This is a genomic window from Exiguobacterium sp. MMG028 (assembly GCF_027947425.1).
Lineage (GTDB): Bacteria > Bacillota > Bacilli > Exiguobacteriales > Exiguobacteriaceae > Exiguobacterium > Exiguobacterium aestuarii_A.
On sequence record NZ_JAQJIN010000001.1, the window covers coordinates 191,970 to 214,175 of the forward strand.

20 protein-coding genes and 1 other annotated feature are annotated in these 22,206 nt (G+C 47.0%); of the genes, 12 read left to right on the forward strand and 8 right to left on the reverse strand.

The features are described from left to right. The first annotated feature begins 32 nt into the window (after window positions 1–32). A complete protein-coding gene (gene ccpA / locus PJK55_RS01095) occupies window positions 33–1,046 on the forward strand; it encodes a catabolite control protein A (RefSeq protein ID WP_214746416.1) in 1,014 nt (337 codons plus the stop codon). Between the two features lie 52 nt (window positions 1,047–1,098). Here the strand turns inward: ccpA and PJK55_RS01100 are convergent, their stop codons facing one another. From PJK55_RS01100 to PJK55_RS01110, 3 genes are read right to left on the reverse strand one after another with little or no spacing between them, the layout of a single operon-like run. Beyond that, window positions 1,099–2,268, reverse strand: coding sequence for an acetoin utilization protein AcuC (locus PJK55_RS01100; protein ID WP_271304535.1), 1,170 nt, complete (start codon window positions 2,266–2,268; stop codon window positions 1,099–1,101). Further along, a complete protein-coding gene (locus tag PJK55_RS01105; protein WP_012726747.1) occupies window positions 2,265–2,897 on the reverse strand; it encodes an acetoin utilization AcuB family protein in 633 nt (210 codons plus the stop codon). The genes PJK55_RS01100 and PJK55_RS01105 overlap by 4 nt, the downstream gene beginning before the upstream one ends. A 12-nt stretch (window positions 2,898–2,909) precedes the next feature. After that, window positions 2,910–3,539: a GNAT family N-acetyltransferase gene (locus PJK55_RS01110; protein ID WP_214693289.1), complete on the reverse strand. Its 630-nt coding sequence runs from the start codon at window positions 3,537–3,539 to the stop codon at window positions 2,910–2,912. 155 nt (window positions 3,540–3,694) lie between these two features. Between PJK55_RS01110 and acsA the strand changes: the two genes are divergently transcribed. Further along, complete coding sequence (gene acsA / locus PJK55_RS01115) at window positions 3,695–5,401, forward strand: acetate--CoA ligase (protein ID WP_271304536.1); 1,707 nt, start codon at window positions 3,695–3,697, stop codon at window positions 5,399–5,401. A gap of 41 nt (window positions 5,402–5,442) precedes the next feature. Here acsA and PJK55_RS01120 read toward each other — a convergent pair whose 3' ends face one another. After that, window positions 5,443–7,917, reverse strand: coding sequence for a transglycosylase domain-containing protein (locus PJK55_RS01120; protein WP_271304537.1), 2,475 nt, complete (start codon window positions 7,915–7,917; stop codon window positions 5,443–5,445). Between the two features lie 168 nt (window positions 7,918–8,085). After that, window positions 8,086–8,283: a binding site (T-box leader), on the forward strand. Window positions 8,284–8,331: 48 nt separating this feature from the next. Here PJK55_RS01120 and tyrS point away from each other — a divergent pair. Then, window positions 8,332–9,579, forward strand: a complete 1,248-nt coding sequence (gene tyrS / locus PJK55_RS01125; protein ID WP_214746427.1) for a tyrosine--tRNA ligase — start codon at window positions 8,332–8,334, stop codon at window positions 9,577–9,579. Window positions 9,580–9,675: 96 nt separating this feature from the next. Beyond that, entirely contained in the window at window positions 9,676–10,302 is a 627-nt protein-coding gene (locus PJK55_RS01130) for a GTP pyrophosphokinase (RefSeq protein ID WP_271304538.1), read from the forward strand. A 35-nt stretch (window positions 10,303–10,337) separates the two neighbouring features. On the opposite strand, the gene rpsD is transcribed toward PJK55_RS01130, so the two are convergent. Both rpsD and PJK55_RS01140 read right to left on the reverse strand, forming a co-directional pair. Further along, the gene (gene rpsD, locus PJK55_RS01135; protein ID WP_074033444.1) at window positions 10,338–10,937 is read right to left on the reverse strand and encodes a 30S ribosomal protein S4; all 600 of its coding nucleotides are present in this window, start codon (window positions 10,935–10,937) and stop codon (window positions 10,338–10,340) included. 222 nt (window positions 10,938–11,159) lie between these two features. Beyond that, window positions 11,160–11,642 carry a GAF domain-containing protein gene (locus PJK55_RS01140; RefSeq protein WP_214782169.1) on the reverse strand — a complete coding sequence of 161 codons (483 nt, stop codon included), beginning with the start codon at window positions 11,640–11,642 and terminating at the stop codon, window positions 11,160–11,162. A gap of 235 nt (window positions 11,643–11,877) precedes the next feature. Here PJK55_RS01140 and ezrA point away from each other — a divergent pair, with 235 nt between their 5' ends. Together ezrA and PJK55_RS01150 are read left to right on the forward strand one after the other, a co-directional pair. Beyond that, window positions 11,878–13,608, forward strand: a complete 1,731-nt coding sequence (gene ezrA / locus PJK55_RS01145) for a septation ring formation regulator EzrA (RefSeq protein ID WP_271304539.1) — start codon at window positions 11,878–11,880, stop codon at window positions 13,606–13,608. Window positions 13,609–13,682: 74 nt separating this feature from the next. After that, on the forward strand, window positions 13,683–15,254 hold the full coding sequence (locus PJK55_RS01150; RefSeq protein ID WP_271304540.1) for an amidohydrolase: 1,572 nt from the start codon (window positions 13,683–13,685) through the stop codon (window positions 15,252–15,254). Window positions 15,255–15,308: 54 nt separating this feature from the next. On the opposite strand, the gene PJK55_RS01155 is transcribed toward PJK55_RS01150, so the two are convergent. Continuing rightward, window positions 15,309–16,127: an NAD kinase gene (locus tag PJK55_RS01155; protein ID WP_214694006.1), complete on the reverse strand. Its 819-nt coding sequence runs from the start codon at window positions 16,125–16,127 to the stop codon at window positions 15,309–15,311. A 149-nt stretch (window positions 16,128–16,276) separates the two neighbouring features. Between PJK55_RS01155 and tpx the strand changes: the two genes are divergently transcribed. The 4 genes from tpx to PJK55_RS01175 all read left to right on the forward strand — a co-directional run bounded on the left by tpx (window position 16,277) and on the right by PJK55_RS01175 (window position 20,062). Then, complete coding sequence (gene tpx / locus PJK55_RS01160) at window positions 16,277–16,765, forward strand: thiol peroxidase (RefSeq protein ID WP_074033440.1); 489 nt, start codon at window positions 16,277–16,279, stop codon at window positions 16,763–16,765. 96 nt (window positions 16,766–16,861) lie between these two features. Then, window positions 16,862–17,755: a class I SAM-dependent methyltransferase gene (locus PJK55_RS01165; protein WP_074033439.1), complete on the forward strand. Its 894-nt coding sequence runs from the start codon at window positions 16,862–16,864 to the stop codon at window positions 17,753–17,755. A gap of 119 nt (window positions 17,756–17,874) precedes the next feature. Further along, a complete protein-coding gene (locus tag PJK55_RS01170; RefSeq protein ID WP_271304541.1) occupies window positions 17,875–19,086 on the forward strand; it encodes an acetate kinase in 1,212 nt (403 codons plus the stop codon). Between the two features lie 379 nt (window positions 19,087–19,465). Next, window positions 19,466–20,062, forward strand: coding sequence for a 3D domain-containing protein (locus PJK55_RS01175; protein ID WP_271304542.1), 597 nt, complete (start codon window positions 19,466–19,468; stop codon window positions 20,060–20,062). A 52-nt stretch (window positions 20,063–20,114) separates the two neighbouring features. On the opposite strand, the gene PJK55_RS01180 is transcribed toward PJK55_RS01175, so the two are convergent. Further along, a complete protein-coding gene (locus PJK55_RS01180) occupies window positions 20,115–20,552 on the reverse strand; it encodes a universal stress protein (protein WP_012726732.1) in 438 nt (145 codons plus the stop codon). A gap of 183 nt (window positions 20,553–20,735) precedes the next feature. On the opposite strand from PJK55_RS01180, the gene PJK55_RS01185 reads away from it, so the two are divergent. Both PJK55_RS01185 and PJK55_RS01190 read left to right on the forward strand, forming a co-directional pair. Further along, complete coding sequence (locus PJK55_RS01185) at window positions 20,736–21,461, forward strand: SDR family oxidoreductase (protein ID WP_271304543.1); 726 nt, start codon at window positions 20,736–20,738, stop codon at window positions 21,459–21,461. An 11-nt stretch (window positions 21,462–21,472) separates the two neighbouring features. After that, complete coding sequence (locus tag PJK55_RS01190) at window positions 21,473–22,195, forward strand: metallophosphoesterase family protein (RefSeq protein ID WP_271304544.1); 723 nt, start codon at window positions 21,473–21,475, stop codon at window positions 22,193–22,195. The last annotated feature ends 11 nt before the right edge of the window (window positions 22,196–22,206 follow it).

Genomic DNA, 22,206 nt, shown 5'->3' on the forward strand with positions numbered 1-22,206 from the left:
TTGAAAATCATGACTTGTAGGAGGAGTAGTTTATGAATAGTAACAACGTAACGATTTACGATGTCGCACGAGAAGCCGGGGTGTCTATGGCAACCGTCTCTCGTGTCGTCAACGGAAACCCGAACGTCAAACCAACGACACGCAAGAAAGTACAAGATGCGATTGACCGTCTTGGGTATCGTCCGAACGCCGTCGCACGTGGACTAGCAAGTAAGAAAACGACGACGGTCGGTGTCATCGTACCAGACATCTCAAATATTTTCTTCGCCGATTTGGCACGAGGCATTGAAGATGTGGCGACGATGTACAAATACAACATCATCCTTGGAAACTCGGATTCAAGTCGTGACAAAGAAGTTCATTTATTGAATACGCTATTAGGGAAACAAGTGGACGGCATCATCTTCATGGGTGGACGTTTGCATGAAGATCTCGTCGAAGAGTTCAAAAAATCACCGGTTCCAATCGTTCTCGCAGCGACATTAAACCAAGGATATGACCTCCCGGCCGTCAACATCGATTATGAGCAAGCGGCATATGACGCGACTCAGATGTTAATCAACCATGGGCATGACCGTGTTGGATTCATCACTGGGCCACTCGAGCAACAGATCAATGGCGAGAAGAAATTCGCGGGATACCGTCGCGCTCTAGAAGATGCAGGTCTTCCATTCCACGACAACGATATGATTCTCGGGAATTACACATACGCATCAGGTCTTGAAGCGATGCAAAAAATGTTGCAGCGAGACGATTGCCCGAAAGCAATCTTTGCTGGGACTGATGAGATGGCCCTCGGTGTCATCCATGCCATTCAAGATGCCGGCTTCTCAGTTCCGAACGATTTTGAAGTTGTCGGGCACGATAACACGCGTCTCGCGACGATGATTCGTCCGAAGTTGACGACTGTCGTTCAACCGATGTACGATATCGGAGCCGTCGCGATGCGTCTCTTGACGAAGATCTTGAACGCAGAAGAAATCGAAGAGAAAAACGTCGTGCTTCCTCACCGGATCGAGCGTCGTGATTCGCTTCGCCAAGACTAATGAAAAGCCTCCCCATCCGTCACGTCACGTGAGGGAAAGGGGAGGCTTATTTTTATAGGTAAATTGATTTTCGGTCATTTGAGATAAACGGCCAAAAGGCTCGTTTCGTGACTTCCCAATTCTTTTCTTCGATTTGTTGACGACGTGGGATATGGTCAAACGAATATAGAGAGTCGTCCCACCGATTAGGCAACGGTTGACCAGCGATACCTGACCACTTCTCAATCCACTCGCGCGGGATATCTCCAGAGTAGGGTGCTTCTCTCGTCAACCCTGCCCACACTTGAGCCCAAGCGCGTGGTACGGCACGATACCAGTCATACCCACCGCCACCAAGGGCGACGAGACGGCCATCTGTATATTCATCGGCCAGGCGTGAGGCGATCTGCGGGATTTGTTCGAACGTCCATATCGTTGATGCCAAATGGGTGAGCGGATCAAAGGCATGGGCGTCTGCACCGTTTTGAGTCAAAATGATATCAGGTTTGAACCATTCGCACGCCTCGCGTAAGACGGTCTCATAGCACGTCAAGAATGAATCATCCTGGGTGAACGCATCGACGGGTACGTTCCAACTGTAGCCGTATCCTTTGCCGTTCCCTCGTTCTGTCACCATTCCGGTGCCGGGGAACAAATAGCGTCCCGTCTCATGAATCGACAGTGTCATCACATCATCATCGTCATAGAAGAGCCATTGGACGCCGTCCCCATGATGCGCATCCGTATCGACATAAAGGACGCGCGATCCGTATTGTTTCCTGACATGTGCAATCGCGACGGCTGCGTCGTTATAGACGCAAAATCCGGATGCTTTGCGTCGCATGCCATGATGTAAACCGCCGCCGACATGAAAGGCGCGCTCCGCTTTCCCGCTCGCGACCAAATCGAGCGCATGAATCGTCCCGCCGACAAGCCGAGCGGCTCCCTCATGAATCGTCGGAAAGATAGGTGTGTCTTCCGTACCGAGACCAAACTTATTCGCTTTCAGCGTAGAAAGTTCTCCTGCAGCCGCAGCTTGGACGGCTTCGATGTAATCGAGGTCGTGAACGAGCGCTAACTCTTCAACCGAGGCGAGTGGAGGAGACACACATTCCGATTTGGAAAGTTTTCCGGCTGCAATCAAAAGCGATGTCGTCAATTCAAGTCGTAGCGGATTGAACGGATGATCCTCATGAAAGCGATAAGACGTCTCGTCTTCGCCAAATATGTAAATCGGTCTCATCGTGACATCTCCGGACCGAGAACATCATAGCCTTCACGCTTCAACCGTTCGATGATTCGGAGCGGGTTCATCGTCTGGACGCGGAACGAGATGATGCGCTTATACGGATCGCTCGTCGGATGAACGAAGACGTTGATGATATTGACGTTTGTTTTGGCGAGGAGTCGGGTCACTTTTTCGAGTGTACCGGTCGTATTTTCGACGAGGATCTCAATTTGTGAACTTGGTTCGAGTGCGCCGGTCAATTGTACGAAATAACGTAATAAATCGGTCTCTGTCAATACACCGACGAGTTTCCCTTGTTCGACGATGGGGAGACAGGTTAGCCGGTTTTCATAAAACAAAGCTGCGGCATCTTCAAAGAAGTCGAAAGGATGCGCTGTCGGTACCTCGGATCGCATGATGCTCGATACAGGGTTTTGAAAGTCAGCATTTTCACTTTCAGGATGAAAGACGCTCGTCGCACCACTCATCTCGAATTGTCCGACGATCCCGACGACTTGGCGGGCCGGGTTTGTCACAATTAAATGTCGGACACGATGCTCGCGCATCAATTTAGCGGCATGAGCGATCGTATTGGTCGGTTGAATCGTCACAACATGTCGATTCATCATCTGTTCGATTAGCATGAAATCCCCTCCTTAGTCGTACATAAATCTCCGGCGAAGCCGTAGCGAATCAAAATGATCGATTGATTCTTGGCGCACGTTTTTGCCGATGCGAGCCATCAAACAGTTGGCAGGGTGAGAGGCGATTTCAGGATCGTCTGTCGGGAAGAAGACAAGTCCACCATGATTCATCATCTTCTCCATGACTTTTCGATAATCCCAAATCGAGAGTCCGCTGCCTTTCAAATCCCAGTGCCAATAATATTCAGTCGTTAAAATCAAAAAGTCATCCATATGTGGGTCCATCATCGATACTTCGAGTAACTGTTTCCCGATTCGTTGACCACGGAAGCGGGGACTCACCTCGATTGCCCCAAGTTCCAGGATGTATGGGTCGTTTCCTTCACTCCAACGCTCATATGGGTCAGGATAGAGGAATGTCACGTAACCGATCACGAGATCATCCTGTCTGGCGACGATAATTCTTCCTTCTTTCAACCCAGCAATATCGACAAGAGCCTCGTGCTGATCTTCTGGTTCACGAAAAGCCGTCAATCCTTCATCAAGACGATACGTCTGCAGCACGTCGGGCGCAACCGGACCGTCAATCGTGACGTCACCTTGTGAGGTCTGCCACACTTTTGAATGATATTGTTTTTCCATTGGGTCACCACCTTTTCCACCTCTTATTATAGCGCTTTCATCAAGTAGGAATCATCCTGTTTTGATGAAATTGGAAATTCATTGATTTGTCATAATTTTAACACTATACTGAAAGTGGTTATACCAATCTGTACAGGGGAGGCGAATCTTTAGCGATGGAAAAATTGAAAGCGTTAACAGGGGAACATCAATTAGCGTCGTATGAAGAGGCTTGTCAGTCGTTTGAATGGACACAAGCAGAAGCTTTATTTTCTTGGAACTTAACGGGGAAGGTCAATTTGGCATACGAAGCAATCGATCGTCATGCGGAAAGTGAATTGGCGACGAAAGTGGCATTGCTCTATTTCGATGGGGATCGGGAAGAGCGCTATACGTATGCGGATATGAAGCAAGAAAGTAATCGTTCTGGAAATGTTCTGAAGTCGATTGGTGTGGAGAAAGGCGACCGTGTCTTTATCTTTATGCCACGTCAACCAGAACTTTATTTTATTTTACTCGGTGCCATCAAACTCGGTGCCATCGTAGGACCGTTGTTTGAGGCGTTCATGGAACAGGCGGTACACGATCGATTGCTCGACTCTGAAGCAAAAGTGATCGTGACGACGAAAGAGTTGTTGCCACGTGTGCCAGTCGACCAATTGCCACATCTTGAAACAATCCTACTCGTAGGTGACGACGTCGAGGAGTCTGGGAAAGTGCTCGATTATCGGAAGCTAGCGAATGAGGCGACGACAGATCTTGACTTAACATGGGTCGACCGTGAAGACGGTCTAATTTTACATTATACATCGGGATCAACAGGGAAGCCAAAAGGGGTGCTTCACGTTCATAACGCCATGGTTCAACATATGATGACGGGAAAATGGGTGCTCGACCTTCAACCGGACGATATTTATTGGTGCACCGCTGACCCAGGCTGGGTGACCGGGACGAGCTACGGGATTTTTGCGCCGTTCTTGAACGGGGCGACGAACGTCATCGTCGGGGGACGATTCAACCCTGAGTTCTGGTATTCGGTTATCGAACGATTCGGTGTGACGGTCTGGTATAGTGCACCGACGGCGTTCCGGATGCTCATGGGTGCGGGCGATGAGGCATTTGAAAAGTATGACTTGTCGTCGCTACGACACATTTTATCGGTCGGTGAGCCGTTGAATCCTGAAGTCATTCGTTGGGGGCACGAAGCGTTCGATCTCCGGATCCATGACACGTGGTGGATGACAGAAACCGGCGCGATGATGATTTGTAACTATCCGACGATGGACATCAAACCGGGTTCAATGGGGAAACCGATCCCAGGATGTGAAGCTGCCATTTTGGATGACCGGGGTCAACCACTTCCGCCACACCGAATGGGGAATTTGGCACTCAAAACGCCTTGGCCATCGATGATGCGGAAGATTTGGAAGAACGATGCGAAGTATGAGAGCTATTTCTGGGGAGATTGGTACGTATCGGGCGACTCGGCTTACATGGATGAAGACGGATACTTCTGGTTCCAAGGACGTGTGGATGACGTCATCATGACGGCTGGAGAGCGTGTCGGTCCGTTTGAAGTCGAAAGCCGACTCGTAGAGCACCCGGCTGTCGCTGAGGCAGGTGTCATCGGGAAACCGGACCCAATCCGAGGCGAAATCATCAAAGCGTTCATCGCGCTTCGGAAAGGTTATGAGCCGTCGGATGAGTTAAAACAAGAAATCCAACAATTCGTCAAAGAAGGATTGGCTGCCCATGCGGCACCACGTGAAATTGAATTCAAAGACAAGTTGCCAAAAACGCGAAGCGGTAAGATTATGCGACGCGTCTTGAAAGCATGGGAGTTGAACCTTGAGACAGGTGATCTCTCGACGATGGAAGATTGAGATATACAAAACGGTCGACACGCGATGTGTCGACCGTTTGTTTAAGCACCGTCCGAATCGGCATTCTCTTCAGCTGGTTGCTCAGTTTCTTGTTGAGCCTCTTCTTCAGCTTTCTTCTTCGCTTCTTCCTCGGCTTTCTTCTTTGCCTCGGCTTCGGCTTTTTTCTTTGCTTCGGCTTCAGCTTTTGCTCTAGCTTCTTCTTCAGCTTTTTTCTTAGCGGCAGCATCGGCAGCGGCTTCTTGTTTCTTCTCTTCAGCCTCTTCCTTCGCTTCCTCCGCCTCTCGTTTCTTCTCTTCTTCTTCCTTCTTCTTCTCTTCCTCTTCTTTTTCTTTCTCTTCTACTTTTTTCTTCTCAGAGAATGAACCAGAGTCTTTGAAGTCTTTCGCAGTTACGCTTGAAGGTTGTTTAAAGCGAGTTCCGGCATTAAATAGTTCTGGATTATTCGCATAAACTTCATTTACTGTTTGTGCCCAAATGCGTTGAGTACGTTGGTAATATGGTCCATAAGGATATGCATCAGTCATACCAAGTTCTTGACTATCGTAGCCTGACCATACGGCAAGAGTGACCTCAGGTGTCGAAGCTACCAGATACGAGTCGCGTTTCAATTGAGTTGTACCGGTTTTACCCATCCAATCTCCGGGAACATTCATAAGCGATTTGGCATACGTGGCCGTTCCTGATGTGAACACATCGCGAAGCATATCGACGACGAGGTATGATGTTCGATCTTCGTAAATTTGTGTTTTCTTAGCTTCTGCCTTGAAGATTGTTTCTCCATTAAATTCAATTTTATCAATGAAATAAGGTTCAACATGCTCTCCGTAATTGGCAAGCATTGCATATGAAGACGCCAAGTTAACTGGACTTACTTCACCAACGCCTAAAGCCATTGAAGATGCTTTGCGGTTAACATCCGATACTTCAATTCCCATATCAACAAGATGTTGCGTGTCTGCCACCATTTGATTTCTTTCTTCGTATATTTTAACAGCAGGAACGTTTAAAGAAAGTTTGAGCGCATCACGTACAGTAACTGGACCACGATATTTCTTTCCTTCGTTGTTAACGGGGTCTTTTCGATTACTGTAATCAAATTTATAGAAGTATTCTTCATCAATAATTTGAGTAGCGGGTGTAATCATACCAGCTTCAATCGCACTGGCGTATACAAGAATTGGTTTTGCCGTCGATCCAATTTGACGAGTCATACTGACGGCATGATTATATTCTTCTGTCTTGCCATTAATATATCGACCACCTACAAAGCCGAGAACTCTTCCGGTTTTGTTCTCCAACATAACGCTCGCAGTCTGTTCCGGATAACTTTTACCGTCTATCTTTTTTGTAGGTCCAAAATTATCTGCATTTTTTGCAGGTTTCTGCATGGATTCATGGATATCTCGGTCAAGTGTTAAATGAATATCATATCCCCCTTGACGTAATGCATTGTGTGCACGTTTCGCGTAACTTGAGCGAATTTCTTCTCGTTCTTTTGGTTCGAGATCATTGACATTGATGCCGTCTTGAGCAAGTAAATAGTCTGTGACAATAGCTCTGGCTTCCTGCTCAGCTAAATCAATAACGTACGGATACTTATCCCGTGGTTTTGACTGCGTCTTCATGAAGTCTTGCGTAATGTCGTAGTTATACGCGGCGTCATACTCTTCTTGTGTAATCTTCCCAGCGACATACATCCGGTTCAAGACGGTCTTCATTCGGTTGACCGCACCTGACACATCTTCTTTAATGACCCCACCTTGATAGTAAGGTGTATAGAAGAACGGGTTTTTCGGAATACCTGCTAAAAATGCCGCTTGTGGAAGCGTCAATTTCTCGGCAGAGGTGTTGAAGACACCATTCGCCGCGGCTTCGATTCCTGAAATGTTGCGTCCCATCGAGTTACGACCGAATGAGACGACGTTCAAATAGGCATTTAAAATCTCATCCTTATCCATCGCTTTTTCAAGACGAAGGGCAAGCAAGATTTCTTTTGCTTTCCGTTCGAACGATACCTCGTTCGTCAGCATTTGGTTTTTAATCAATTGTTGCGTCAAGGTCGAACCACCTGTCCGATCTTCAGACCCTGTCGCTTCTTGTAAGATGGCACGGAGTGTCGCTTTCGGCACGACGCCATCGTGTTCGTAGAATTCGACGTCCTCTGTCGCGAGAAGCGCATCAATAACGAATGGTGACACTTTTTCCATAGGGATTGGGACTCGCACTTCATCGGTCGTATAGTTCCCGATGCGTTCTCCGCTCCCGAAATAAATATTCGACGTCGACGTATACGTATTGATTTGTGACGTCATCGTCTTATAGGCAGGGGTCGGCATATCTTTGACAAGGGATGCGAAATATCCGACACCGATTCCGGCACCTAAAAATCCGATTAGTACAACAGAAATGATGGTGAGGAGTAAGACGTTCCACGACACATCATAAATCACATTGGCATAGCGACGTGTTTTCATGGACGTCGGATTATTCCATAAATCTCGAATCTTCTGCAGCATGACAGCCTCCTTAATATGGTGTAAAACTATTTTAGACAGTAATATATTCGATTATAGCACAATTCAACCTACACCTTACCTTGAAACCGAAGTCTCGTGCAAGTTTCGATATGGGAGTTGACAAGTTGAAAACGATGCTTATAAAATGAATAGCATAGTCAACGATATCATGACGCGATGAAGAAAGCGAAGTAGTCGGTGGGCCTCTTGTCCAGAAAGCTAGTGGTTGCTGTGAACTAGCCAATGCCAAACGATGAATTACACTTTCAGAGCGTGCCTTTAGGCCGGTTCGAGACCGTTATCTCTCGCTTAAGCGGTCGCAAATTGCGACAAGTAGGGTGGTACCGCGGAATCTCCGTCCCTTCTCATATGAGAAGGGACGTTTTTTTTATGTCAATTGAAGGAGTGGAACAGATGGAACTATTAAAAGACTTAGAGTTTCGAGGGCTTGTCAACCAAATGACAGATGAAGAAGGATTGAAAGAACAACTGAAACAACCAACGACGTTGTACACGGGATTTGACCCGACAGCTGACTCGCTTCATATCGGGCACTTGCTCCCGATTTTGACGCTGAAACGTTTCCAACAAGCAGGCCATCAGGTCATCGCGCTCGTCGGCGGGGCGACAGGTATGATTGGAGACCCGTCTGGTCGTTCGGATGAACGTTCATTGAACACATTGGATACGGTCAAACTCTTCTCGGACCGCATCAAAGATCAGTTGAGCCGATTCCTTCCACTTGAAGGGGAGAACCCGATCACGATTCGCAACAACTACGAATGGACGGAAGAGATGTCAATCATCGATTTCCTTCGCGACATTGGGAAGCACTTCCCAATCAGTTACATGCTTGCAAAAGATTCCGTCGATTCACGCATGGAGAACGGGATCTCGTACACAGAATTCTCATACATGTTGCTCCAATCTTACGACTTCTTGAAACTATACGAGACAGAGAAATGTCGTCTTCAAGTCGGTGGAAGTGACCAATGGGGGAACATCACGGCAGGTCTTGAATTGATTCGTCGCTTCGGCCATTCTGAAAAAGCGTTCGGACTTACGGTTCCGCTCGTCACTAAGTCGGACGGACAGAAGTTCGGAAAGACAGCTGGCGGTGCGGTCTGGTTAGACGCTGACAAGACGTCACCATACGAGTTCTACCAGTTCTGGATCAACGTCGACGATGCAGATGTCATCAAGTTCATCAAATACTTCACATTCATGTCGCATGAAGAGATTGAAGCACTTGCGACTGAAGTGGCAGAAGCACCTGAGAAGCGTGTGGCGCAGCGCCGTCTCGCAGAAGAGATGACGAAGCTCGTCCATGGTGAAGCAGGACTTGAACAAGCGGAACGCATCACAAAAGCATTCTTTAGCGGAGATTTGACATCGCTTCAACCAGAAGACATGGAAGATGCTTTCAAAGGAATGCCACAATTCGAGCTTGATGGTGAGCGCAACATCGTCGACCTCCTCGTCGAGGCGAAGATCTCGCCATCGAAACGTCAAGCACGTGAAGACGTGACGAACGGAGCGATTTACTTGAACGGCGAACGCGAACAAGCGCTTGATAAAGTCGTCACACGTGAAGACACGCTCGGTGAATTCACAATCATTCGTCGCGGTAAGAAAAAGTACTTTGTGATTCGTCACGTATAATCATCACGTCCGTTCCTCATTTGTTGGGGAATGGACGTTTTTTGTACATTTTATATTATTCGGATTTGATAAAATGAGGAGATAGGAGGGATGACGATGGAGATTGAAGAATTTTTCGGCGACCAGTTCCATCAATGGCGTGAACACTTTCGATATTATGAAATGGCGATCACGGAGCTCGAGAGCGATCTCGGGATCATTGACTTGGATTGGCAGACGCGACTCGGTTATTCACCGATTGAACACGTAAAGACGAGAATGAAGACGTTACCGTCCATCGTGCGCAAAATGAATCGGAAAGACTTACCTCTAGAGGTGTCTGCACTTTGGGAACACGTCCATGATGTGGCGGGGATTCGGATTGTCACGAGCTTCCGTGATGACATTTATGAGATCTTGCGTCATTTAGAGGCACGGGATGATTTGGACATCATCGAAATCAAAGATTACATTGAGCATCCGAAGCCGAGCGGGTATCGGAGTTTACATCTGATCGTGAAGACAAAAGTCTATTTAGCCGAGCGGATCATCTGGGTACCGGCTGAGATTCAAATTCGCACGCTCGCCATGGATTTTTGGGCGGCGACGGAACATAAACTTCAGTATAAATACCAGCATGACGTACCGGAATCATCTAAAGAAGAGTTAATAGAAGCAGCTCTTATGGCCGACGCCCTCGATACGCAGATGGGGCGCATTCGACAAGAGATTCTGAAGATATAAAAAAATCCCCTTCGCGAAGAAGGGGATTAAAAGCATTAACGTGAGTAGTACTCGACGATGAGTTGCTCTTTGATTTGGTCGTTGAGTTCAGCGCGTTCTGGGAGACGTACGAATGTACCTTCGAGTTTCTCAGCGTCAAACGATACGAAGTCTTTTGTAGCTGGTGCTACTTCAAGAGCTTCAGCGATAGCTTTCACGTTTTTCGACTTTTCGCGAACTGCGATAACTTGACCTGGTTTTACGCGGTAAGACGCGATGTCTACGCGTGATCCGTCAACTGTGATGTGACCGTGGTTGACGAGTTGGCGTGCTCCACGACGTGTGCGAGCGAGGCCGAAACGGTAAACGAGGTTGTCAAGGCGTGATTCGAGCAAGAACATGAAGTTCTCACCGTGGATGCCTGGCATTTTACCAGCATCGTTGAAGATGCGGCGGAATTGCTTCTCGTTCACTCCGTACATGTGACGAAGTGCTTGCTTCGCTTGAAGCTGAAGACCGTATTCTGAGATTTTCTTACGACCATTTCCGTGTTGACCTGGTGCGTAAGGACGTTTTACTAATTCTTTACCCGTTTCGCTAAGCGAGATGCCTAAGCGACGCGAGAGTTTCCAAGCTGGACCTGTGTAACGAGCCATGATTGGACTCCTCCTTGTTGTTCATGTATTTTGCACAAAAGAACAACGGTGTCAAAGACGAGTAACGCCCCTTTCAAGGTGCAAGCACCTTCACTTGATAGCGAAGCTACGAGATGCCCCTCCGACTAAGTCGAGGCCCGAAAGATGGATACGTTTGTCTATGACTGCTATCGTCATTTCATGCACAAAGATGAGTATACGATGAAAGTAAATGCTTGTCAATCAAATAAAGCGAAGTAGCGTCTCACAAAAACGTTCGAGTCCAACACGATCGACTTCGGAGAAACGATCGAATTCTGGACTGTCGATATCGAGGACGCCAATTGTCTTCCCATCCCGTACGAGTGGTACAACGATTTCAGAGTTTGAAGCCGCGTCGCACGCGATATGTCCTGGGAATTGATGAACGTCAGCGACAAGTTGCGTTTCTTGTGTAGCCGCCGCTGTTCCACAAACGCCTTTTCCGAATGCGATATGCACACAAGCTGGAAGACCTTGGAAAGGACCGAGGATGAGGCTATCCTCAGAGTCTGTCACATAAAAGCCGACCCAATTGATTCGATCTAAAAATTGGTTCAGTAAAGCACTTGCGTTGGCAAGATTGGCGACCGCATTTGTTTCGCCTTCTAATAGAGCGGCGAGTTGTTTATTTAATAAATCGTAACCGGCAGCTAAATCACCTGAATAGGATGTTGTTTGGAACATATTGAATCCCCTCCATCTTTCTTGTTTTTAGAATTTAGCATTATGGTACACGCAAATTTCGGATTTGTCTTGCGTGAAAGTTCCGAAAAAATGAACAATCTCCACTGAAACCATTGGAAAACCTATGCAAATCATTGGTTCTATAATATGATTAGGTATATCTATTCTTATAAAATACTTCTTTTTTATATAAGGTACATAAGTCCACGAAAGCGGCTTGGAGGTTGTGACAAAGATGGATTACGGAATTTATGGGTTAATCATTGGAATCATCGTCGTCGTATTAGGCGGCATGTTGGGGAGTATGCTCATTCGAAGGAATTTTTACCAAAAAATCGATGACTTAGATATGAGAAAACAAAGTGTGCTCAGCGCGAGCATTCCGGTTGAACTTCAAAAGTTCAAGCAATGGCCAATGGAAGGGGAAACGAAAGAAAAGTTCGATCGTTGGCATCAATCTTGGGATGAGTTGGTCAGTGTGCATGCAGGTCAAATCGATGAGGCGTTATATCGAGCTGAGGAAGACTTGGATAAATATCGCTTCATGAAAGTAAAGTCAGACTTGAATGCGACAGAACAACTCATCGAAGAACTCGAGACGATGGTACACGCCATGCTCGATGAGATGGATGAGTTCACGACACACCACACTTCGCTCATGGACATCGTGAAGCAAGACGAGAAAGAATTGTATCAGTTCCGCAAAACATTGAACTCACAAAATCATGCGTTCGGACCGACGTATACGCTCGTCGAGCAAGAGATTGCCGCCGCTGAGGCGAAGCGCAGTGAAATGATCAACTTGAAACAAGTCGGTCAAGTCTCTGAGGCGTTCGAGACTGGACAAGCCTTATCGGACCAAGTCGGTCATATCCGTGAATTGATTCGGATCATTCCACAATTCGTACGTACGGTCCAAGTGGAGTTGAAACAACAACTTCAACAGTTACGGGCTGGACATAAAGAAATGCAAATGGACGGATATGCGCTCGAACCGCTCGGATTAATGGAAGAAATCGATCAAGCGGAAGAGCGTCGTGAAGAACTAATGGCTCGCATCGAACGATTGGAATTCGATCATTTCGAAGAGGACATGCAACAGTTGAGTTCCGATATCGACCAGCTGTTTGAAGCGTTCCGAACGGAAGTCGATGCACGTCAATATGTGAAGAAGGAATTTGCGACGATTCAGGAGCGCGAACGTCAGTCTTCCGAAATCATGGGCAACCTGCAAACAGAAATGTCTCGACTCGTCAGTAACTATGAGATCAATGCTCGCGTCGGCGAGGAGTTTGAACAGTTAGAACGCGAACGGACGACGCTCACGGCGAACGTAATCGATATCGAGCAAGCGCTCGTCGCCCAAATGTTGCCGTATAGCATGATTAAATCGAAAGTCCAAGAAGCGAAACGTTCGCTCGATCAATTCAATGCCATGCATGAGCGATTCGTCGAGGACACGAATTCGTTACGAAAAGAAGAACTCGAAGTACGCCATAAGCTCGAAACGTGGAAGAAAGAATTGTCTGCGCACCGCCGCCTTCTGGCGAAAAGCGCGATGCCTGTCGTCCCGAACGATTTATCCAACGACTTACGTCAACTTCAAAAAGGCGTACAGTCTCTAGATGAACAGTTCGATAAAGCGCCATTTAATATGACCTATATCGTCGGACTCAGTCATGATGTAGAAGAAATGATGGATCACTTCCGCGACCGTGTCCATGCGCTCATTCGTCAAGTGACGTATGCTGAACAGTTGTTACAATACGCCAACCGATTCCGTCGTCGTGACAACGAAGTGCACATCGCTTTGACACTCGCAGAAAACAAGTTTTTGCACGGTGAGTACGGTACTGCCGTTGAAATCGGTGAGCGTGTGCTCGGCCGCTTCGAAGAAGATGGTGCGCATGAGATTCGTCGACGTGTCGATCAAGGGTTAGAACAGCAAGAACTGCTAAAAAAATAAACGATGCATGAAGATTGACGGAAACGGGAAAAACGTAGACGTCAATCTTTTTTCAATCAAGGAGGAATCGTCAGATGGGTACGTTATGGGTTAATGGAAACATCTATACGTTGAATAAACCGGGGGAAATGATGCGAGCTATGTTCGTGGAGCATGGACGAATTTTAAAAATGGGCGAAGAGGGTCATCTCCGTCGTACATACGCCGGTCGGATTGAAGAGATTGTGAACTTGGAAGGAAAGAGTGTCTATCCTGCCTTCACAGACTCGCACATTCACCTTGTCGGTTACGGAGAAGCGCTAGACCGTGTCGATGCAAGCGAGGCGACCAACCTTCGAGAATTACTTGAGATGATGAAGCAACAAGGATCAGATGACGAATGGGTGGTTGCAGAAGGATTTGATGATCGATTACTCGGTGAAATGCCGACGCGAGACATGATTGATGAAGTGATCTCGGATCGTCCCGTCGTCTTGAAGCGTGTCTGCCGTCATGTTGCGGTCGTGAACTCGAAAGGACTCGAGCGCCTCGGCCTGATTCATCACACGGTCATCGAAGGCGGGAAGCTCGGCCGGGATGAGGAAGGGAAGTTGAACGGTGTCTTATATGATGCCGCGCTCGACCTCTTATATAAAGAACTGAGTGGGAATCGGAAGAAAAATGCTGCCTCACTCCGACGTGCCATCGATTCGTTGTTCGCACACGGGATCGTTGGTGCCCACACCGAGGACTTGTTTTATCATGGTGACCCGTTAGAGACGATTCAAGCGTATGAGGACGTGCTAGATGAATTGCCGTTCCAAGCGCATCTTCTCGTTCATGAACAAGTCGTGGACCGTGTCATTCAGCATGATGCGATGACAAAACGAAAACGATTTGACTTTGGGGCGATGAAACTGTTCGTAGACGGCTCGTTTGGGGGACGGACAGCGCTGCTCTCAGCACCGTATGCTGATGACCTGGCTCAGCGAGGGATCGAAGTACATCGGCCGGATCATCTAGAAGCGCTTGTGAAAAAGGCGCGTACGTACGGGATGAACGTGGCGGCTCACGTGATTGGGGATGCGGCCGTCGAACAGTTTGTCAGTCTGCTTGAGAAATATCCAGCTAAAAAAGGAACGCGGGACCGGATTATCCATGCTTCCTTGTTGAACGATTCACTGATCAAGCGTATCAAATCCCTGCCTGTTCTAATCGATGCGCAACCGGTCTTTCTTTCTGACGACTTAGATATGTTGTTTGAACGGTTAGGGAATGAACGCGTTCATGATGTGTATCGCTTCAAGTCACTTCTTGATACGGGAGCGTTGTTGCTCGGGGGAAGTGATGCCCCAATCTCATCCGTTGATGTTCGGAAAGGATTGTTCGGAGCGGTGGCGAGACAGTCGTTTAAAGGTTCGAGCACGTTAAATCCAAGTGAACGTCTATCGATGTACGAGGCGCTTCGCAGCTTTACGTATTCACCTCATGTCGCCACGGGTACACACGGAAGAAACGGGTTGTTGATTCAAAGTTACAACGCGAACTTCACCGTGTGGGACGAGGACTTCTTCCAATTACAAGGGGAGGACATTCTTCACAATCGTTTAGCCATGACGGTCGTCGAAGGAAAACCGGTATATGAGGCGGAAGTCGTCACATCGTAAAAAAAAAGAGGAGCCAATCGACCCTATTTAGGATCAATTGGCTCCTCTTTTTTATTAGAAGAATGAACGTTGTACTTTATGCCAGAACGAGTTCGTGCGAAGTTTGACGGTCTTGATGACTTTGTCAGAAAGTTCGATGTCGATCCGGTCGGTGTACTTCAAACTAAGTGCTTCATTATCCATACCGATGATCGGGTAATCGTTTCCGTCTTCGACGATGCGAAGTGATAGCTTGCGCGATTCGTGTACGATAAACGAAGAGCCGAGTGTGCGGTAACGGTTGTTGTTGACCGAAGCAATTTCACTGACTTGCATACATGGGATGAGCGGGTCGACGACCGCGCCGCTCAACGATTTGTTATAAGCAGTCGAACCGGTTGGAGTCGACACGACCATTCCGTCCCCACGGAATGTCTCAAAGTGCAAGTCGTCGATATAAACCTCAATCGCGAGTGATTTGATGATACTCGATTTAATGGAAGCTTCATTTAAACAAAGAAGCGGTGTCGATTCGTTGATTGATGCAGAAAGAAGTGGATATTTGCGTACTTCGAGACCTTCTTCGATTCGCGTCGAGTTGTCCGAGAAGAGGCGATCGACTTCATCGAGTTTATGTATGTCAAAGTCACAATAAAACTCGTTCAATCCGCGTCCGAATCCGACATAGATGGCATCCTGACGAAAACCTGTATAGCGAACAGCCTGTAAAAAGGCGCCGTCTCCACCAACCGCAGCGATAATATTCGCATCTTCTGGTTGATTGACGATGTTAAACCCGTGTTTTTCCCCGATTTCTTTTAGCTTTTTCACTTCTTTAGTGAATTCGTTGACGTTACGATGGTACAAATAGACGTTATTTCTCATCTGAGTCATCCCCTTTGTCAATGGTGTTCCCCTTATTATAACGTGTTTCCTTCAACCAATATAGGGAAAACTGAAACAGAGCCAAAAGCAGGAAGTTTGTCAAAGGCTCAATTTCATCGATATGATGAGAAGGTAACTACAACAAAGGGGATGAGTTCATGCCAACATTTAAAGGGAATAACGTGACATTACAAGGAAATCCAGTAAAAGTGGGAGACCAAGCTCCTGACTTCCAAGTGTTGACGACAGCTTTAGAAGAAGTGACATTAGCAAGCTATCCGGGGAAAAAATTGATCAGTGTCATTCCTTCAATTGATACAGGCGTATGTGACGCACAAACGCGTGAATTCAATGAGAAAGCATCATCACTTGGCGGAACGGTCTTGACTGTGTCGAACGACCTCCCATTTGCACAACGTCGTTGGTGCTCGGCTTCAGGTCTTGACAACGTGGTCACGCTCTCTGATCACCGTGATCTATCATTTGCGAAAGCGTACGGCGTATTAATTGAAGAAATGCGTCTCCTCGCTCGTTCTGTGTTCGTCGTCGATTCAAACGGCGTCGTCCAGTACGTTCAATATATGGATGAAATGACAGACGAAGTTGATTTCGAAGCAGCGCTTCAGGCATTCGAACAAGCGAATTGATTCGTTTGGCGAAATTGATTAAAATAGCTTACACTAGTACGTGAACCGACCGGTCCTCTTATGGGGGCCGGTTTTGTATGGAAAGGATGAACGAAAATGGAACGTTTTGAACAACTGTATCGTGATTGGAAGAAAGAAGCGAAAAAACTTGTCAACGACCTTGATGTATTACCGATTGAGGCACTCGTGCAAGTGTTTGACCATGTCGACATCGAAAATGAGAAGATGGATGACGTGCGGAAAGCTGTCAGTCTACTCGTGCTTGAAGAAACGACGCAACTCCCACCGAACAACCAACCGACTCCGGATGCGGTCAGTTTGTTCATGGGCTACTTGGCAACGAAGCTCCTCAAAGATGGTGCGACGATTCTCGATCTTGGGAGCGGCACAGGCACGTTGACACATGCGGTCCTCTCGCAATTGAAAGAAGCGACGGCACAAGCGGTCGAAGTCGATGAATTGTTGCTTCGTCTCTCTTATTCGATCAGCAATTTATTAGGAGAGCCGGTTTCATACTTCCATCAAGACGCGCTCGCCCCGTTGTTTGTCGAGCCGAGCGACCTGTCACTTGCGGATTTGCCGATCGGTTACTACCCAAATGATGAAGTCGCGGCCGAATACGACATGAAACGTAATGAAGGACATGCCTATTCTCATTTCTTGATGATGGAACAGGCGATCCGTCATACGAAACCGGGTGGACACGGATTGTTCGTCATTCCGAACAATTTGTTTGAACAAGATGATGAAGGGAAATTAAAACAATGGATGGACCGTGAAGCGGTTGTCAAAGGTGTGATCCAACTTCCGACAACGATGTTTAAAGATGAACGCTATGCGAAAAGTTTGTTGCTCCTTCAAAAAGTAGGGGAAGGCGTCACACGTCCGAAACAAGCCTTATTCGTTGAGCTTCCGTCGTTCACGGACGTTCGAGCGGTTGCCAATGTAGTGAAACAGATTGATGATTGGTTCAAAACAACGCAAAAATAATAGACAAAATACTTGAAAAAGGTATTCAAAATCAAGTATCTTCATTATGATACAGTTATCAGTTTTAAATTGAACAGATAAAGAAACGCGTTTAAAACGAAAGGTAAGAGGTGTATGACATGACGAAAATTATGGCAGTCAATGCTGGCAGTTCATCGCTCAAGTTCCAGTTACTCGAGATGCCAACGGAAGAGTTGCTCGCAGTCGGATTGGTTGAGCGTGTAGGGAAAGAAGATGCAATTTTTACAATTAAGTACGGTGAAGGACAGAAGTTCAACGTGGTCACGCCGCTTCACACGCACAAAGAAGCGGTTGAATTGACGTTAGAGAAACTGATCGAACTTGATATCATTCAATCGTTCGATGAAATTTCTGGCGTAGGTCACCGTGTGTTACACGGGAAAGAGTTGTATGCGGATTCGGTTGTGATCGACGATGAAGTCATGAAGAACATCGAGTCTTTCACAGAGCTCGGACCACTTCACATCCCACCAAACTTGACTGGGATTCGTGCTTTCCAAGCAATCTTGCCAAACGTTCCACAAGTTGCGGTATTCGACACGGCATTCCATCAATCGATGCCAGAAGAGAACTTCTTGTACAGTCTTCCGTATGAATACTATACAGAGCACGGTGTTCGTAAATATGGTTTCCACGGGACTAGCCACAAGTACGTGACACAACGTGCATCAGAACTTCTAGGTCGTCCGCTCGAAGACTTGCGTTTAATCTCATGTCACCTCGGTAGCGGTGCGTCAATCGCAGCCGTTGCAGGTGGTCGTTCGATTGATACGACAATGGGCTTCACACCGCTTGAAGGAATTACGATGGGAACTCGTTCAGGTTCGCTTGACCCGGCCCTTATCCCATTCCTGATGCAAAAGACAGGGAAGTCTGCTGAAGACGTCTTGAACGTCATGAACAAAGAGTCTGGTGTTTACGGTCTCTCTGGTATTTCAAGTGACTTACGTGACATCGAGCAAGCGGCTGCAGAAGGCAACCACCGTGCAGAAGTATCACTCAAAATCTTCTCAAACCGTATTCACGGTTACATCGGTCAATATGCCGCTGAAATGAATGGTGTCGACGCCATCATCTTCACAGCGGGTGTCGGTGAAAACTCGGATGTCATCCGTGAGCGTATCCTTCGTGGTCTCGAATTCATGGGTGTCTACTGGGATCCTTCACTTAATAATGGTGCACGAGGCAAAGAGTTGTTCATCAACTACCCACACTCACCAGTTAAGGTCATCATCATCCCGACGAACGAAGAATTGGTTATCGCGCGCGATACGGTTCGCATTGCAAACCTCGTTGAAGAGCACGCATAAGAATCACTCAAACCCACGTTACCTCGCGTAACGTGGGTTTTTTTTGAGCCTTTTTTCCTAACGTGCTAGAGGATGAATAGGACAAATGAATTTTCGCTTTGTAACATTGGGTGCATGTTTTATATCGTTTTGTAACATTTGAGTCATGAAAGAGCCATATATTGGATGATTATTTATATAAATATCGCTACTTCGTTTCGGAAGTGCAATTTAAAGCAAAGAATCGGCTTTTTTGACATCAAGTTGTAACGTTCGTGACATTTAAATGAACCGTAAGTGTAACGGCACTGCTACATATTTCATCATATAGTTATCTGGACGAAACATTCGATGTACAAATCATCGATGACACGATCTGAACTAAAGGAGGAACGATTGCATGCTTAAAAAGTTAGGATGGATGATGCTAATTACGATTTTAGTTTCAACGCTTTTCCTGCCACAATCGCAAGTGCAAGCTGCCTCTTCAAATAAAGTTTATGTCGTCAGTAAAGTGAACGATTTAAATATCCGTTCAGATGCACGAATGGGTACAAAAATCTTAGGCAAGTTAAACAAAGGTCAAAAGTTACAACGTTTAGGTTCAAAAGGTGCCTGGACACAAGTTTATTATAAAAAGAAAAAAGCATGGGTTGCGACAAGTTATGTCACGACAACAGGAGCGAAGAAACAGTCTGTCGGCAAAACGTACACGATGAAAGCATCGGCGTATACACCTTTTTGCAAAGGTTGTTCAGGAAAGACGGCTCTCGGTTGGGACGTTCGTAAACAAAAACGTAATGTGATTGCGGTCGACCCGCGTGTCATTCCACTTGGAACGAAAGTTCAAGTATACGTAGGAAGCAAATTGTTAGGAACGTATACGGCTGCAGATACTGGCGGCGCCATCAAAGGAAATAAAATCGACATCTTAATGTATTCGCACAGTGCGGCGATTCAATTCGGTCGTAAAACGGTTACGGTCAAGGTGTTGTAATAAAGAAAGGGGTCTTGCGATTGCGCAAGACCCCTTTTTCGAGAATAAATGATTATTGACGGACGATGAGCACGTCACACTTCGCATAGCGGACGATGCTTTCTGAAACACTTCCGATAAAGAAGCGTTCGACAGCGTTCAACCCAGTCGCGCCACAAATAATAAGATCAATATCATGGTTAGGAGCAATCTTTTTAGCGATTGTCACTTTTGGAGAACCGTATTCGATCACGGTCTCGACTTCTTTCACGCCACGTTCTTTCGCGCGGTTCACATAGTCTTCGAGTAACTCTTTGGCATACGTTTCTGCGCGTTCCGTAATCGTCCGATCGTAGGCTTCAACTGTCGCAAATGTACGCGTGTCAATCACGTGACCCACATACAGTTTCCCTTCGTTACGAATAGCGACATCGATTGCAGTTTCGAATGCACGTTCCGCCTCTTTAGAGCCGTCAACGGCAGATAGAATGTGTTTGTATACAATTGCCATGTAAATCCCAACCTTTCGCTCGAAATATACGTTCGGCTTACATATATAGTATACCACTTCTTTCGAATTTCACGCTTTTTCGTCATGAAAAGGAGTGAATTTTTTCATGGAATTGTTCACGACATGTCCAAGTTTGGAATTCACGTGAAAGAACGGGTAAAATAAGGCGGAGGAGGTTGGACGATGAAACATGTAATGATTACTTCTGGTGCGAAAGGGATTGGCCGTGTCGTGACAGAGCGTCTTTTGCAAGAAGGATGGCACGTCAGTATATTGCAGCGGAATCCGATTGATTGGGAACATGAGCGGATACATATGATCGAGGCAGGGTTGACGGATCGCAAACAGCTGCTCTCGGCCTATGAGGAAGCGGTCGAGCGGTTTGGTGAACCGGATGCCTTGATTTTAAATGCGGGTCCATACATTTTTGAACGGAAACCGCTCGTCGAATTGACGGATGAGGAGTGGGATGAAGTGGTGACAGGTAACCTGTCTGCCTCGTTTTGGTTGATGCGTCGCGCGATTCCTTCGATGCGCTCGAATCGTTTCGGGCGCATCATCTCATACGGGTTTCCGGAAAGCGCATCGGCTCCCGGATGGATTCACCGTTCAGCGTTTGCGGCAGCAAAAACGGCACTCGTCAGTTTGACGAAATCGGTCGCTCTTGAGGAAGCGCCTTTTGGGATTACGGCAAATATGGTCAATCCAGGAAACATCGTCGGATCTCAAAAAGAGATGCGTATCGAGGAGGCGAAAATCGATGAAGGGACTCCAGTCGGACGACACGGAACTGGAGAGGATATCGCACGACTCATTTCCTTCCTATTACATGAGGAATCAGATATGATTACGGGCGCCGTCATCGATGTGACCGGCGGGGTCAACGTGGTCCATCAGTATCGAAAGTGAGGGGGAGAGCGATGAAGATTGGGGTTGTGACTGACGTTCACGGAAATCTAGAGGCGCTAGAGGCAGTCCTTCATGCGTTAGATACAGAGCAGGTCGACATCATCTGGTCACTCGGTGACATGATTGCGATGGGGCCGGACTCAAACGCGGTCATGGAGCGATTGATTGACCGCGGGGCACACATGATTTCAGGTAATCATGATGAAGCGGTCGTTTCTCTACTAGCCGGACAAGGTCATCCAGAAAGTTATGCGCATACGCGACCGCATCATGAGTGGGTCGCGCGTCATCTTCAATCTAGATATGTGGATGTTCTTGAGTCTCTTCCGCGGACAATCACGGGTGAGTTGGCTAGTCAAAAGGCATTCGGTATCCATTACCATATCCCGAGTGAAAAGCGTCAAGCCACCATCGTTGATGAACCGTTCCATGACATTCTCGAGCCGACACTTGAAAACATGCAACGGTTGTATGGAGAGTATGATGGGGATGTCATCTTATTTGGGCATCACCACCCGGTTCACCTATTCCAAGACGAGAAGAAGCGGTACGTCAATCCAGGTGCGCTCGGTGTCGCCCGAGATGAACTTGCGCGGTTCGCGATTTTGTCAGACGGGGAAAACGGGATGCAGATTGATCTGCGAGCTGTGCCTTATGACAAGCGAACATTTCTAGAAAAAATGGAACGTTATGAAGTTCCGCAACGAGATGTCATGTTTCGATTGTTCTATTAATGAATATATAG